Annotated in this window: 12 protein-coding genes and 2 pseudogenes; 9 read left to right on the forward strand and 5 right to left on the reverse strand. The window is 39.8% G+C overall.

Annotated elements, in window-relative coordinates; all coding sequences use genetic code 11:
• Positions 1-76 precede the first annotated feature (76 nt).
• On the reverse strand, positions 77-1150 hold the full coding sequence (locus tag SK637_RS02970) for a DUF2974 domain-containing protein (protein ID WP_033688334.1): 1074 nt from the start codon (positions 1148-1150) through the stop codon (positions 77-79).
• A gap of 260 nt (positions 1151-1410) precedes the next feature.
• On the opposite strand from SK637_RS02970, the gene SK637_RS02980 reads away from it, so the two are divergent.
• The 4 genes from SK637_RS02980 to SK637_RS02995 all read left to right on the forward strand — a co-directional run bounded on the left by SK637_RS02980 (position 1411) and on the right by SK637_RS02995 (position 6702).
• Entirely contained in the window at positions 1411-2088 is a 678-nt protein-coding gene (locus SK637_RS02980; protein WP_033688335.1) for a response regulator transcription factor, read from the forward strand.
• A complete protein-coding gene (locus SK637_RS02985; protein ID WP_033688336.1) occupies positions 2081-3055 on the forward strand; it encodes a HAMP domain-containing histidine kinase in 975 nt (324 codons plus the stop codon). Before SK637_RS02980 ends, SK637_RS02985 begins: the two co-directional genes overlap by 8 nt.
• A gap of 796 nt (positions 3056-3851) precedes the next feature.
• Positions 3852-5363 carry an ATP-binding cassette domain-containing protein gene (locus tag SK637_RS02990; protein WP_004242726.1) on the forward strand — a complete coding sequence of 504 codons (1512 nt, stop codon included), beginning with the start codon at positions 3852-3854 and terminating at the stop codon, positions 5361-5363.
• 289 nt (positions 5364-5652) lie between these two features.
• On the forward strand, positions 5653-6702 hold the full coding sequence (locus tag SK637_RS02995) for a DUF389 domain-containing protein (protein ID WP_033688337.1): 1050 nt from the start codon (positions 5653-5655) through the stop codon (positions 6700-6702).
• A gap of 243 nt (positions 6703-6945) precedes the next feature.
• On the opposite strand, the pseudogene thrS reads toward SK637_RS02995, so the two are convergent.
• The 3 genes and pseudogenes from thrS to SK637_RS09735 all read right to left on the reverse strand — a co-directional run bounded on the left by thrS (position 6946) and on the right by SK637_RS09735 (position 9584).
• Positions 6946-8887 (reverse strand): annotated as a pseudogene (gene thrS / locus SK637_RS03005) (threonine--tRNA ligase).
• Positions 8888-8927: 40 nt separating this feature from the next.
• Positions 8928-9136: pseudogene (locus SK637_RS10280) on the reverse strand (hypothetical protein).
• Between the two features lie 73 nt (positions 9137-9209).
• Positions 9210-9584, reverse strand: a complete 375-nt coding sequence (locus SK637_RS09735) for a hypothetical protein (RefSeq protein WP_033688339.1) — start codon at positions 9582-9584, stop codon at positions 9210-9212.
• 202 nt (positions 9585-9786) lie between these two features.
• On the opposite strand from SK637_RS09735, the gene rpsO reads away from it, so the two are divergent.
• The 5 genes from rpsO to SK637_RS03045 all read left to right on the forward strand — a co-directional run bounded on the left by rpsO (position 9787) and on the right by SK637_RS03045 (position 14089).
• The gene (gene rpsO / locus SK637_RS03025) at positions 9787-10056 is read left to right on the forward strand and encodes a 30S ribosomal protein S15 (protein ID WP_001018251.1); all 270 of its coding nucleotides are present in this window, start codon (positions 9787-9789) and stop codon (positions 10054-10056) included.
• A 526-nt stretch (positions 10057-10582) separates the two neighbouring features.
• On the forward strand, positions 10583-11629 hold the full coding sequence (locus tag SK637_RS03030) for a FecCD family ABC transporter permease (protein ID WP_033688340.1): 1047 nt from the start codon (positions 10583-10585) through the stop codon (positions 11627-11629).
• Position 11630: 1 nt separating this feature from the next.
• Entirely contained in the window at positions 11631-12386 is a 756-nt protein-coding gene (locus SK637_RS03035; protein WP_033688341.1) for an ABC transporter ATP-binding protein, read from the forward strand.
• Positions 12387-12405: 19 nt separating this feature from the next.
• On the forward strand, positions 12406-13416 hold the full coding sequence (locus SK637_RS03040) for an ABC transporter substrate-binding protein (protein ID WP_033688342.1): 1011 nt from the start codon (positions 12406-12408) through the stop codon (positions 13414-13416).
• Positions 13397-14089: an alpha/beta hydrolase-fold protein gene (locus SK637_RS03045; protein WP_033688344.1), complete on the forward strand. Its 693-nt coding sequence runs from the start codon at positions 13397-13399 to the stop codon at positions 14087-14089. The genes SK637_RS03040 and SK637_RS03045 overlap by 20 nt, the downstream gene beginning before the upstream one ends.
• 43 nt (positions 14090-14132) lie before the next feature.
• Here SK637_RS03045 and SK637_RS03050 read toward each other — a convergent pair whose 3' ends face one another.
• On the reverse strand, positions 14133-14882 hold the full coding sequence (locus SK637_RS03050) for a lysophospholipid acyltransferase family protein (protein WP_033688346.1): 750 nt from the start codon (positions 14880-14882) through the stop codon (positions 14133-14135).
• Between the last annotated feature and the right edge of the window lie 57 nt (positions 14883-14939).

The raw sequence follows: 14939 nt of genomic DNA on the forward strand, positions 1-14939 counted from the left end.
AAAAAAGACTTAGAATGCACATGAAAGTCTGTGTTCTAGGTCTTTTGTTTTATATACATTTGATTTTTGAAAGCTACTATCTATTCTTCCAGGCTTGGTAACGGGTATCAATTAATAATTGGGTAAGACGTCCCATAGTTTCCCTTTCTTCTGGAGTGAGGAATTGAACTTGGACGAATAGATGACGAATGTGTTCGATAGCTTTTAAGGAAGACAGGTCATTGATGGAGCTAATCCCAGCATCTAGAATGGTGCCAAAGAAGAGGTCGAAATAGAGCTGGAGTTCCTCATCAGGGACTGTGGCCACCCATTCTTTGAAGGTTATGTCAATTTGTTGGCTATCACTGTTGGTTTTATCCAGTTGGACGAAGTGCTTGTCCTCAATCTGCCAACTAAAGGTATCGTGCTGGGCGATACCACCCAAGGCAGTACTGTGCACGATGATTTGGTGGTTAGGAATTTCCATCATCATACCGATAATAGACCCTTGTGGGATGAAGACCTTGGTTCTATCCATTATCCTTTGATAGCCCTCGGTTTGTGTCAGTTCTTTGTGGAGACCAGGCGCATCAAAGGTATAAACTGCTGTGATTTGATTTTGTAAACTTTTCTCAATTTGACTAGCCGCATAGATGGCTAGATTGCCTCCCTTGGAATGCCCAGCCAGAATGACCTTTTGCTTAGGATGTTGGGCAAAAAAGTTCTTTAAATAGCGGAGAGCGTGCTTTTGAGCAGGAATTTCCTTCATATAGGTCAGGTGGAAATCTTCCTTCCAGCCAATGATACTATCATCTGTCCCACGAAAGACAATCAGATAGGTATCGAGAGTGAGGCGGTAGGTCATAGCCGCAAACTGTTTTTGCAATTCAGGATCAATGTCATTGATAAAATGGGAGAGTTTGCAATTTTTGAAGCGCTTGTGTTGAGATAGCTCATCCAATAGCTGGAGACGATTTTTGCTGGTCAACATGTTAGGCTCCCTTGGAACCTGAGGTACCAGGTCTAAAAGTCGCTGAGGAACTGTAGAGACCAGATTATCAAAGGAGAGGTAGGTGGTTTCTGTTAAGGCTAGAATATCTAATTCATTCAAAGGAAGGTCGTAAAAGGAATCGTAAGCGACATCTTTCAGATAATCAAAAATATTGACCATAAGAGCTCCTTTCTTTTCTTTATCTTATCAAATTTCCCTCAAATTAGCTAGTAGGGTTGCCTCACTTTGTTATCTAAAAACAAGCTATTTCAAATTCATACTCTTCGAAAATCAAATTCAAACCACGTCAACGTCGCCTTGCCGTACTCAAGTACAGCCTACGGCTAGTTTCCTAGTTTGCTCTTTGATTTTCATTGAGTATCAGTTTCAGATCTTCTAGCATGGAAAAATCTGTTATAATAATAGAAAAGGAGAATCAGATGCACAAGATTTTATTAGTAGAAGATGATCAGGTCATTCGTCAACAGGTCGGGAAAATGCTCTCTGAATGGGGATTTGAAGTGGTTCTGGTAGAAGACTTTATGGAAGTTTTGAGTCTATTTGTTCAGTCGGAGCCTCATCTGGTCCTCATGGATATTGGATTGCCCTTTTTTAACGGCTATCACTGGTGTCAGGAAATTCGCAAGATTTCCAAGGTGCCTATCATGTTTCTGTCTTCGAGAGACCAGGCTATGGATATTGTCATGGCAATCAATATGGGGGCGGATGACTTTGTGACCAAGCCTTTTGACCAGCAGGTTCTTTTAGCCAAGGTTCAGGGCTTGTTGCGTCGTTCCTATGAGTTTGGGCGTGACGAGAGTTTACTGGAATATGCTGGTGTTATCCTCAATACCAAATCAATGGATTTACATTATCAAGGGCAAGTCTTGAATTTGACTAAGAATGAATTCCAGATTTTACGCGTTTTGTTTGAGCATGCGGGCAATATTGTAGCGCGTGATGACCTCATGCGGGAACTTTGGAACAGTGACTTTTTCATTGATGATAATACCCTCTCTGTCAATGTGGCTCGTTTGCGTAAAAAATTGGAAGAGCAGGGCTTGGTAGGATTTATCGAGACCAAGAAAGGGATAGGGTACGGACTGAAGCATGCTTGATTGGAAACAATTTTTTCTAGCCTATCTGCATTCCCGTAGTCGTCTGTTTGTCTATCTGATTTCTTTGACGTTTCTGGTCTTACTCTTTCAGTTTTTATTTGCCAGTTTGGGAATTTACTTTCTCTACTTTTTCCTCTTGTGTTGCTTTGTAACCATCTTATTTTTCACTTGGGACATATTGGTAGAAATGCAGGTCTATCGTCAGGAACTTCTCTACGGTGAGAGGGAAGCCAAATCTCCTTTGGAAATAGCTTTAGCAGAAAAATTAGAAGCGCGTGAGATGGAACTCTATCAGCAGAGGTCAGACGCAGAAAGAAAACTGACGGATTTGCTGGATTACTATACCTTGTGGGTCCATCAGATAAAGACCCCCATTGCAGCCAGTCAACTCTTAGTTGCAGAAGTAGCCGACCGCCAACTGAAGCAGCAATTAGAACAGGAAATTTTCAAGATTGACTCCTATACCAATCTAGTCTTACAATACCTGCGTTTAGAAAGTTTTCATGATGATTTGGTCTTAAAGCAGGTTCAAATTGAGGACTTGGTCAAGGAAATAATTCGTAAATATGCTCTTTTCTTTATTCAAAAAGGCCTAAATGTCAATCTACATGACCTTGATAAAGAAATCGTGACGGATAAAAAGTGGCTGCTAGTGGTCATTGAACAAATTATCTCAAATAGTCTCAAGTACACCAAGGAAGGTGGTCTGGAGATTTATATGGAAGGCCAGGAACTCTGTATAAAGGATACAGGAATCGGGATAAAAAACAGTGATGTCCTCCGAGTCTTTGAACGTGGTTTCTCAGGATATAATGGACGCCTAACCCAACAGTCATCTGGACTTGGACTTTACCTATCTAAGAAAATTTCTGAAGAATTGGGTCACCAGATTCGTATTGAGTCTGAGGTTGGAAAAGGAACGATAGTGCGGATTCAGTTTGCTCAAGTGAACCTAGTCCTTGAGTGAGCAGAGACAATGAGTTTTTACCCAATCTCTTTTTGCTATATTTCAGGATATTTGAAGACTGTTTTTTACAAAACCAATAATAGAATTTTTAATACAGAATATAGTATAAATACTGGTTCAAAGTGAAGTTTTGTATGCTTTATACTTTTGTTGAGTATAAAATCTATAATCTAAGGGTGAATTACAAAAATTAATTTGAGATGAAGTGAATTGTAGACTTGGGAAATGTCTCCTATTCGATTTCAGAATGAATCGTTGATACAGGATTAAAAGAACTGCAGCTTTCTTTTTATTTTGAATGAGATAGGTGTATATAGATTTGTGTAACTGGTGTAGAACTGTTTCCAAGAATTTATTGAATGTATCGAATACACACATTCTATTGATTTTGAACCAGTTTTTAATTTCTAAATGTTATAATAGTTTTATCAAGTAAAAGGAGACTGCCATGATTGGAGACAATATAAAATTCTTACGAAAATCACATAATCTGATATAACCAGATTTTCACGGATTGTGGGTGTGTCACGAAATAGCCTAAATCGTTAGAAAAACTGAAAAAGCTTACTTTCAATAGAAGTATTAGAAATATTCATTTTACATCTATCAAAGAAACATGGGATAGACCTATATTTTACAAAATAGCAAATTATATTTTGAATGATAGTAAAAACGGCAGTACTTGTGTGATTTACAATTATTGCACTCAATGTCCGAGTATCGCACTATCTGAAATAGGGAATAGTAGAGATTGTTCTGCGATATGTAAAAAACGCATTAGCAAGGAGTATCGTATATGCTACCATATCTTAAAACTATTAGATGGTATCTCTTCTTTAATTTTCTTTTTGGTGTAGTATCGAATATCTGCACAGCTTTGTTACCGTATTTCACGCAGGCATTAATCAAAGGGGATTATCAAGTAGCTCTATATGGTTACTCTATGTCAGTGGCAGGCTATTTGAGTTGTAACTATATCCAAATGATACTTGATTGGAAGCAGGGGATTATCTTTTCGACTACTTTGAAAAATGAGTGGTTTCGTTCACTTCTGGGACTCAGTCACCACGATTTCAAGCAGAAAACAGTAGCAGAGTATATTTCCTATCAATCTAATGACCTAGATTCGTTGGAAAAGGATTACCTTCCTCCATTGATGAGTTTTATCAAACAAATTTTACGTATCATCATTTACGCTTTCATTATTAGCAGAACAATTAATCCTATTGTATCACTGATTTTAATCTTTTCCACTGGAATTAGTATTCAAATTCCTAAAATCGTTGGGAAGTTGACCGCTAATCGTAGACAGGTTTACTTGAAAAAACAAGGAGATTACTATCGAACTTTGGAGGATTTGCTCATGGGACATCATTTGGTAAATAAACTAACTATGTCGCATTTTTTGAATCAACAAAAGAGTTCTCTAAAGAATTTGCAGGATAAGTATTTTAAGTATGGTTTGACAAAAATTACAGGCATCTTATTGACAGGTGTTTCTTTTGAATTCATTAGTCTTGTTCTGTTTATTTATTTAGCCTACTCTCTATCTCACCAGCAACTCGGTATTCCTGAGGTGGTGGCGAGTTTCGGATATATTAATGCTTTTTCTGAACCAATACAGGAAATCCTTTATGATTTACAAATGTTAGAGTCTGTAAAGCCTGTAATCAAGAGTTTTCAAAACATTGTTGGGAGACCCGTTTCAGTTCAAGCACCTCAACATTCTTTTGATACGATTACTTTGAAAAACATTTCCAAACAACTGGGAGAATCAAAATTGATAATTACTTCCGCTACGATTCAAAAAGGGGATAAAATTGCGCTTATTGGTAAGAATGGGTCTGGAAAAAGTAGTCTTCTCAACATTTTAAATGGAACAGATGAAGATTTTGAAGGACAAATTGTGCTAGATGGGCTTGTTTTGGACCATCTTTGGGGAAGATTCGGTATGATTCTGCAACAAGAACATACATTTATTTCGAGTTATGAAAATAATGTAACGCTATTCAATAGTTTCAATGAAAAATTCAGAGAAGAAGATTTTGAAAAAATTCCACCACAATCCCTGTCAGGTGGTCAGCAACAACGAATGTATTTAAATCGTGAGAAAAATCGTAAAAATCCATTGCTTATCCTAGACGAACCTTTCTCTGCCTTGGATACTAATCAGTTTAAAATGGAATTGGAAAGAGTTCTGGAACTACCAAGTGCCGTCATTGTTACTTTACATCGCCAAAACGAATTATTAAGTAAGTTTGACCAAGTTTGGGAAATTAAGAATGGAGAACTTGTAATTTTGAAATAGCTAAATTATAAAGAATAAAACGCATAGTATCAAGGTTCAGGAGATACCGTTTTTCTTTTTATAATAAGGAATCTAAAATTTCTTGCTTCCTCTATCTATTCAATTGATAGGTTTCGTCAGAGAAAGACTATAAAATTTTTGATATAATGTTAAGGATGGACTGACGGATACTTAAAGGATCATTTTCAAAAGAATAACAGATGGGAAGAAAAATATGTAAGATTGGACAGAAACTTCTCTACCATCATCCATGCAGAAACAAGATTATATGAAGTAAAAGGAGTAACCAATGACCGGAAACTATTCAACACGTGAATACCGTGAGAAATTATATGATGATCTTCATGTTCGATTAAGAGATATAGGGATTTTGATGTGTGCGATTTTTATTGCCTCTATCGGCCTAAATATGAATTCAACAGCTGTCATTATTGGAGCTATGCTGATTTCCCCTCTTATGACACCGATTGTTGGACTCGGATTTGGTTTAGCTATTTTTGATACGCGTTTAATCAAGCAATCTCTAGAGGTTTTATTTACTCAAGTATTGGTCAGTTTGCTTGTCTCGGCTCTGTATTTCTGGATTTCTCCCTTATCTTATGAAAGTAGCGAATTGATTGCACGAACCTCTCCAACCATTTGGGATGTGCTCATTGCTATTGCTGGTGGGATAGCAGGCGTAATTGGTTCAAGGAAAAAAGAAGCAAACAATATCGTGCCAGGAGTAGCCATTGCAACAGCTCTGATGCCACCTATCTGTACTGCAGGTTACGGTTTAGCTAATGGAAATGTACGATTTTTATTTGGAGCTCTCTATCTTTTCTTGATCAACTGTGTTTTTATCATGCTAACCAACATTGTTGGAACAAGAATTTTAATGAGAAAATCTCCCTTAAGTTCATTTAAAGAGCTCAACATTAAAATGAGAATTGGGTTGATATCCTTGATTGTATTATTGATTCTTCCAGCTAGTTATTCAGCAGTCACTCTGACGATAGATCAAGCGCGAAAAGAAGGAATCAAACAGTTTGTAGGAAAAGAGTTCGCCAATCACACGGTCATTAATCAAGTCTACAAGTCAAGGAACAATGAATTGGTCTTGACGGTTGTTGGAGATCCGATTTCAGAAGAAGAATTAGAAACGCTCCACCAAAAACAAGCCTCTTACGGTATTCAATCTGTTCAATTGAAAGTCAATCAAGTCCATAATTCGACAAAATTAGACAGTGATACGACCAAGGAATTTTATGAAACCATTAACAAGTATATCAATCAAAAACTCTCTGAAAAGGATTCACAAAAAGATCTCGTAAAAGAAAATGAAGCAGACAAGGATTGAAGATATTGACCTTATCTAACTCATGAAAGCAAATCTTGTGTGGTGGTTTGGTCAATCACTACTAGCTCGGATTAAATAATACTCTTCGAAAATCAAATTCAAACCACGTCAGCGTCGCCTTACCGTACTCAAGTACAGCTTGCGGCTAGCTTCCTAGTTTGCTTTTTGATTTTCATTGAGTAAAAATATAAAAAGCAACAGCTGTTTCAGTTGTTGCTTTTTAGCTAGCTAGGATTTTATCTCTTATTTCTCAACGCGTGATTTGTTGGCGATATCAGCTAGGATAGCTTGAACAAAGTCATCTACTGAGACAGTTTGTGTTTCTTTTTGGCCATAGCGACGAACGTTAACAGTTCCGTCTTCCATTTCCTTGTCTCCAACGATCAATTGGTAAGGAATCTTGCTTGTTTGTGAAGCACGGATCTTGAACTGCATTTTTTCATTGCGCTCATCTACGTCTGCACGGACACCACGGTCACGGAGTTTCTTAGCTACTTCCCATGCGTAGTCTACGTGTTTTTCGTTAGATACTGGGATGAGGGTTACTTGGTGTGGTGCAAGCCATGTTGGGAAGGCACCCTTGTAGTTCTCAATCAAGATAGCTGTGAAGCGTTCCATAGTTGAGATAACTCCACGGTGGATCATAACTGGACGGTGCTCTTCACCATCAGCTCCGATGTATTTAAGGTCGAAGCGTTCTGGAAGCAAGAAGTCAAGTTGGATAGTAGAAAGAGTTTCTTCTTTTCCAAGAGCGGTCTTAACTTGAATATCCAATTTTGGTCCGTAGAAGGCTGCTTCACCTTCGGCTTCAAAGTAGTCCACGCCCATTTCATCAAGGGCTGCACGAAGCATGGTTTGAGCATTTTCCCACATCTCATCGTTGTCAAAGTACTTGTGAGTATCTTGAGGGTCACGAAGAGAGAGGCGGAAGCGATATTCAGTCAAGTTGAAGTCTTCATAAACATCGATAATCAACTGAAGAGCACGTTGGAATTCTTCTTGGATTTGTTCTGGAGTCACAAAGAGGTGACCATCGTTGAGTGACATTTCACGTACACGTTGAAGACCAGTCAGGGAACCAGATTTTTCGTAGCGGTGCATCATACCGATTTCAGCGATACGGATTGGCAACTCACGGTAAGAGTGAACATGGTGTTTGAAGACTTGGATGTGGTGCGGACAGTTCATTGGACGAAGGACAAATTCTTCCCCGTCACCCATGTCCATAGTTGGGAACATGTCTTCTTGGTAATGATCCCAGTGACCAGAAGTCTTGTAAAGTTCAACAGAAGCAAGTGGTGGAGTGTATACGTGTTGGTAGCCTGAAGCCAACTCTTTGTCAACGATATAGCGTTCTAACTCACGACGGATAGTCACCATTTGGCAACCAGAATGGAAGTCCTTGACCAACTTCTTGAGAAATCATGAAGAGGTCAAGCTCTTTACCAAGTTTACGGTGGTCACGTTCCTTAGCTTCTTCACGCATTTGGAGGTAGTTTTTCAAGTCTTTTTTGTCAAACCAAGCTGTACCATAGATACGTTGCATCATAGCGTTATCACTATTTCCACGCCAGTAAGCACCAGCTACATGGAGAAGGTGGAAGATTTGGATACGGCCTGTTGATGGGACGTGAGGGCCACGGCAAAGGTCTACATACTCACCTTGACGATAGATAGTCAAACCACCTTCGTCTTCAGAGTGTTCTTCAATCAATTCCAACTTGTAAGGGTCGTTTTTAAAGATTTCACGTGCCTCGTCTTTAGTCACTTCTTCACGAATTGATGGGAAGTTTTCTTTGACAATTTTTTGCATTTCTTCTTCGATGCGAGGAAGGTCTTCGTTAGAGATTTGACCAGCTGTGTTGTCAGTATCGTAGTAGAAGCCGTCCTCGATGGCTGGACCAACACCCAAGTGAATGTCTGGGAAAAGACGACGAGCTGCTTGGGCAAACAAGTGAGCGGCTGAGTGACGCAAGATTGGAAGGGCATCTTCGTGGTCAGGTGTCACAATTTCGATGCTTCCATCTTCAGTGATAGCACGAGTAGTGTCGATGAGTTTGCCGTTAAATTTACCAGCAAGAGCTTTTTTAGCTAGGGAATTGCTGATAGATTGGGCTATTTCAAAAGTAGTAACGCCAGATTCGAATTCACGAACAGCGCCATCTGGGAAAGTAATGTTAATCATGATGTTCTCCTTACTTATATTATTGACGAATGTGTTAACCCTATTCTGAAAACAGAGACAGAGGACTGTGAAAGCTAGAAAAACAAAGAGCGACATCCTCAAAAGGACGTCGCAACGTGGTTCCACCTTCATTTATGTTCCTCAAAAAAGAGGGACACCTCTGATTGGCTCTAACGTGGCCACCGTTTTATGTTTTCATAAAAAAGTCAAGAGTAGTATCAGTTTAGGCTCTCTATGCGTTTCCAGCAACCACGCACTCTCTAGTAGAAAGGGACTAAGTGACTTGTCTCTATGGATTATTATAGCATGATTGTGAGATTTTTCAAGGATTTTGTGAAAGTTTTTTGTTTTTCATTTTTTGTAGAATATGCTTGATACCAATACCGGAAGCCAGACCCATCAGAGCCAAGGTTTCATAGGCTAAAAAGTAAAACCAGATAAATTCACCAAAGGTTATGATAGTAAAGCAAAAGAGCAGTCCGTTACCAATTAACCACCAAAGTGAGAAACGGACACGGTAGCTATAAAGTAGCGATATAATCAAGATTACCAGAGGTGTAAAGAAGAGAATATTATTTACGTAGAGACTCTTGAGCAAAAGGGGGTCAGAAACAACTAGCAAGAACAACTCATAAAGTGGCCAATAAAAGAAAAAGATGACCAGATAGTAGGGGAGATGGGAATAGAATCTAGGCATGCTAATCACCTCGTTTAAAAACAGATAACTTAGATTTCTTGCTATAATTATTATAGCATGTTTAAAACAAGAAAGTAAATCTGTTGACAAAGAAGTTAGTTATTGGTAGAATAGGGATTGTCGTAAAGACAAATAACTTCTTCTTGGTTACAGGCATGCCAACCTGTCACTCGGATGAAGCCAAATAAAAAGGAGAAACATCATGGCAATCTCAAAAGAGAAAAAAAATGAAATCATCGCACAATATGCACGTCACGAAGGTGATACAGGTTCAGTAGAGGTTCAAGTTGCTGTCCTTACTTGGGAAATCAACCACCTTAACGAACACATCAAACAACACAAAAAAGACCACGCTACTTACCGTGGATTGATGAAAAAAATCGGTCGCCGTCGTAACTTGCTTGCATACTTGCGTAAAAACGACGTTAACCGTTACCGTGAGTTGATCAACTCTCTAGGACTTCGTCGCTAATCTGCTTTATTTTCCACTTACATTGCGTTGTCACCTTACCTCGATATACTCAAGTATAATCTTCGGTTACGGTTCCTAGCACTGTAAGGTAAAATAAACCAGATATTCTCCCTTCGGGGAGATTTTTTTGTTTCACTAAAAATTTTGTACAACCTTCGCCTCGTCGCTAGTCTATAAACGGTTTATCCAGCAAGACTGGAGCTCTCTGATTTTTAGAGGGCTTTTTGTTTTTATCTGCTTGCTTAAGCCGTGTTCAATTGAGCATATCTTGATAATGAAGCTACTCTAAATTGGATAGCTTTTTTGTATGGATTTTATCCCAATCTCAAATCAGCTCTCTGACTTCAGAGGGCTTTTTTTGTTGTCACCTTACCTTGATATGCTCAAGTATTATCTTTGGTTACGGTTCCTAGCGCTGCAAAACCAACTATATTCATTTGTTCTCATCTTGTTACACAGTTGAAAATATGGTATACTTTTTATGAGATTTTTCTAAATTTTTAAGATTCTATCAAAGGAGGTTTGCATGCTTTCCAAATTTTCTGGAAGCCGACAAGACCAGCAATTTGTGTTACTTTTAGTTATTTTGCTAAGTATTTTAGGGATTTCTCTCTTTCTAGCAGTTTCAATGGGATCCGTTGCGATTGAACTAGGAGATACCTATCGGATTATTTTGAGCAGGTTGGGATTTCCTCTTGAGATAGGAGAGGTTTCCAAGTCTACTCTTGCCATTGTATGGAATATGAGATTCCCTCGAGTATTGTTAGGTCTGATAGTAGGAGCAGGCCTTTCTATGTGTGGTAGCGTGATGCAGTCTACAGTGAACAATCCCATCGCAGAGCCTTATGTCTTAGGAATCTCTGCGGGTGCAACTCTAGGTGCAACCTTGAGCATCATTCTTGGTTTAAAAGTGATGATTAGCCTTGGAGCTTTTCTTGGAGCTATTTTAGCAACAATTGCTGTCCTCATCATTGCCTCTATGCAGGGAAGGATGACAACTTCCAGTCTGATTTTATCGGGAACGGTGGTCAACGCTCTCTTTCTGGCCTTTTCAAACTTTATTATCTCAGTTGGGGCTAATGCGGACAGTGTGATGACCATTAAGTTTTGGACAATGGGTTCGCTCGCTGGGACTACCTGGTCTGACTTAGTCCTGCCAACTATAGTAGTGGGAATGGCCTTTCTATTTTTCGCTACCCAGTATCGTGTTTTTAATGCCATGATGATGGGAGATGAGGCTGCTTTAACTTTGGGAATTCCTTTACGCTTTTATTGGTATCTTTATGTGACAATGGTGGCTGTGCTGACAGCAGTCTTAGTGGCAACCTGTGGGATTATTGGATTTGTCGGTCTGATTACTCCTCACTTAGCTCGAGGGTTAGTAGGAACGAATTATAAGAGACTTTTTCCTGTTGCGACCATACTGGGTGCCCTCTTTGTCATCTGGGCAGATGTACTCTCTCGTGTCACTATTCCAAATGCTGAGTTGCCGATTGGTATTTTCACGGCCTTGGTAGGTGCTCCCTTCTTTATTTACATTGTTGGAGGTAGGCGAAGGGAGGTGAGGGGCTGATATGGACTTGATTTGTCAGGATGTCCACTTTGGACTGGGAGAGAAGAAAATCCTCAAAGGAGTCTCTCTTAAGGTTGAGGGGAATCAATTTCACACGATATTAGGACCAAATGGAAGCGGGAAAACCAGTCTACTTAAACTCCTTTATCGTCAGGAAAAGGTGGACAAAGGCTTGATAAGCCTAGATGGAAAGCCTCTGGAACAATGGACGCTCAAAGAAACAGCCAAGCAAATGGCAGTTGTGACCCAGTTTAACCAGCTGCAGTTTGATTGTACAGTTGAGGAAATCGTCTTGCTGGGAAGAACTCCCCACCTCTCTTTTTTACAGAAGGAAAGGGAAAGGGATTTTACACTCGTTCAAGATGCCCTCGTTAAGGTGGATATGCTCGAGAAGAAAACTCGTCTCTATTCGTCTCTGTCAGGGGGAGAGAAACAGCGAGTCTTACTAGCCCGCGCCTTGGCGCAAGAACCGACTCTCTTGCTACTGGACGAACCAACCAATCACCTGGATATCAAGTATCAGCTAGACTTGTTGGCCATTGTGAAGGAGCTCAAGGTCAATGTTCTAGCTGTCCTGCATGATATTCAACTTGCTTGTCGCTATTCGGATTATCTCTATCTAATGAAAGAGGGAGAAATCCTTTACCAAGGGACTCCAAAGGAGACCATCACCCCTGAGTCATTGCAAACTGTATACGGAGTTCAAAGTCAGGTTACTTGGACTGAGGATCAGCAAGCCATGATTTACTATTTATAAGAATGAAAAGGAAAACAAGATGAAAAAAACACTCAGTATTTTACTGGTAACAGTAGCTACCCTAACCATGGCAGCTTGTGGCAACACTACTACAGAAAAAGCTACGACACAATCAAGCGCAGAAACAAGTCAAAAGGCCAGTACAGAGACGACTTATCCGCTAACGGTCAAAACCTATGATGCAAAAGGAACTGAAGTTGAACAAGTTTTTGACAAGGCACCTGAAAAAGTGATCACCAACAATCTTTCAACTACTGAAATCTTATTGGAGTTGGGGTTGAAGGATAAACTTGCTGGCATGCTCAACCCTGACAATGCTGTAACAGATAAATATAAGGACGCGATTGCGACTATTCCTCAAATCGGCGATAAAAAAACAGTCTCACAAGAGACAGTTCTTTCTTATGAACCAGACGCTGTGATGGGTCGAAACATGATGTTTTCTGAAAAATCCTTGGGGACAGTTAGCACTTGGAATGAAAATAAAATCCCAGTCTATACGCAAAAAGCTTCTCTCTCAACGATTCAGCAAGATTTGGGGAATATTGTAGAAGATGTCAAAAATATTGGAATGATTTTCAATGTTCAGGACAAGGCCAATGAATACGCAGCCCAATTACAAGCTAAAATTGACGCTGTTAAGAAAGCAAATCCAGCAAGTCAAGGTGAAAAGAAAAAGGCTTTGATTATGGTTGCTTATAATGATGAAACCTTCGGTGCCTACAAGTCTGCTTTGCAAGAAAGTTTGCTGAACCAACTTGGTTATACCAACGTTGCTACGGGGACATCAGGCTTGACCTTGGAAAATCTCGTGTCAATGGATCCTGAGTTGATTATCTATGTGACCAGCGACCGCAATAAAAAATTGGATGAAAAAGCAGTAGAGTTGATGAAGGCAAATGCTGTTTTAGAAGGTGTTCCTGCTATTAAGAATCAAAAAATCATGACTATCTCTTACGATGAGTTGATGGATTACGGTCCAGCAGTGATTGATTCCCTTGAGAAAATCAATGACTTTATCAATAAATAATGAGTTTGATTGGGAAGGAATCCAAGTCCAGGTCAGCCTGCCTTCAACCTATGATCCCAATCAAACCTATCCGGCTATTTTATTGAATGATGGAAACTTGGGCTTTCTATCGTCTCTTTCTGAATCTGTGATTTTAGTGGGCTTGGCCTCTAAAAATCGCTTAGACGACTACACTCCCTGGGCGACATCAGCTCTGAGAGATGGAGCTCCAGATTTTGGAGGTCAGGTCAAGGTCTATCATGATCATTTATTTGGAGGTCTTTTAGACAAGTTGCAGTCACTTTATCGCCTGGACGAAACTCGCCTTGCTTATGGAGGCTACTCACTAGGTGGTTTGGCGGCAGTCTACAGTCTTTTCAGCTTTGACAAGGTTTCCTGTGTCTTTTCGATTTGCGGTTCCTTTTGGTATCCTGATTTTGTGACTTACTGCAAGGAAGAAAATGTGAAAAATTTGGACTGTTTGCTGTATTTACAGAATGGTCAAACAGAAGGAGCACACCATACTAATCGATTAGCTCAAGCACCAGTCTATGCTGAGAAAATCCATACCAGTCTTCAGAAATGCTATCCGAACGGTCAGTTTGTCTTTGATCCTTATGGACACCATGAACAAGTAGCTGAACGCTTTCTGGCCTTTTCTGGCTGGTTGGCCCAAAAATGGAAAATCGAATAAAAGATTTATCCCTTGGCTTTTGCCAAGGGATTGTTGTATTTATTTAACCAAGGTTTTCTCTCTTTTTATCTGGATTCCATATGAAGCTTGCGATAAAGCTAAAGATGATGGTTAGGATAGCGAGGATAATCGCAAGGATGAGGGCAGGGATGCGGATAAACCACCAGAGTGGGTTTGGTTTTTTATCATTGTGCCATTGTTTCGTTTCGTCGTCCAGACGTTGAAATTCTGCTTGGATACGATTGGCGACTGTTTCAATGCCTTCATCATTCATTTTCTTGATATCTGAGATATCGATTGGATTTCCAAAGTTCATATCGACACGCTCACGGCTAACTAATCCCTTCAAAGTCATGGGACCGGTGTAGGTAACCGGCATGATACGGACCTTGGCCATTTTGGCAATCAGGGCTACGCCACCCTTGACATCGTTTGAGTGACGGCTCCCGCTTGGAAACATGATGAGAGAGCGGTCACTTTTTTTGAGAACATTGATAGGATATTTGATGGCAGAAGCACTAGGATTTTCACGGTCAATAGGAAAGGCACCACACATACGAATCCACCAACCAAAGATACGGTTGGTAAAGAGTTCTTTTTTTGCCATAAAGATAAATTGTTTTGGTTTGGTCGCAAAGGCCATGTAAACAGGATCCCACCAGGTACGGTGAGGGGCAACCAGAATATAATTTTCATCTTGAGTAGGAATTTTATCAGTATTATGATAGTGGGCATTGCCATTGATGGACCATAGGAGCAATACAACCAATCCACGTAAATAAGTATAAAACATGCGATCTCCTTCGATTATTTTCTTATTATTATACCTTATCAAAGGAGGGCTGGCAAA

Source organism: Streptococcus mitis (assembly GCF_000722765.2).
GTDB lineage: Bacteria > Bacillota > Bacilli > Lactobacillales > Streptococcaceae > Streptococcus > Streptococcus mitis_AQ.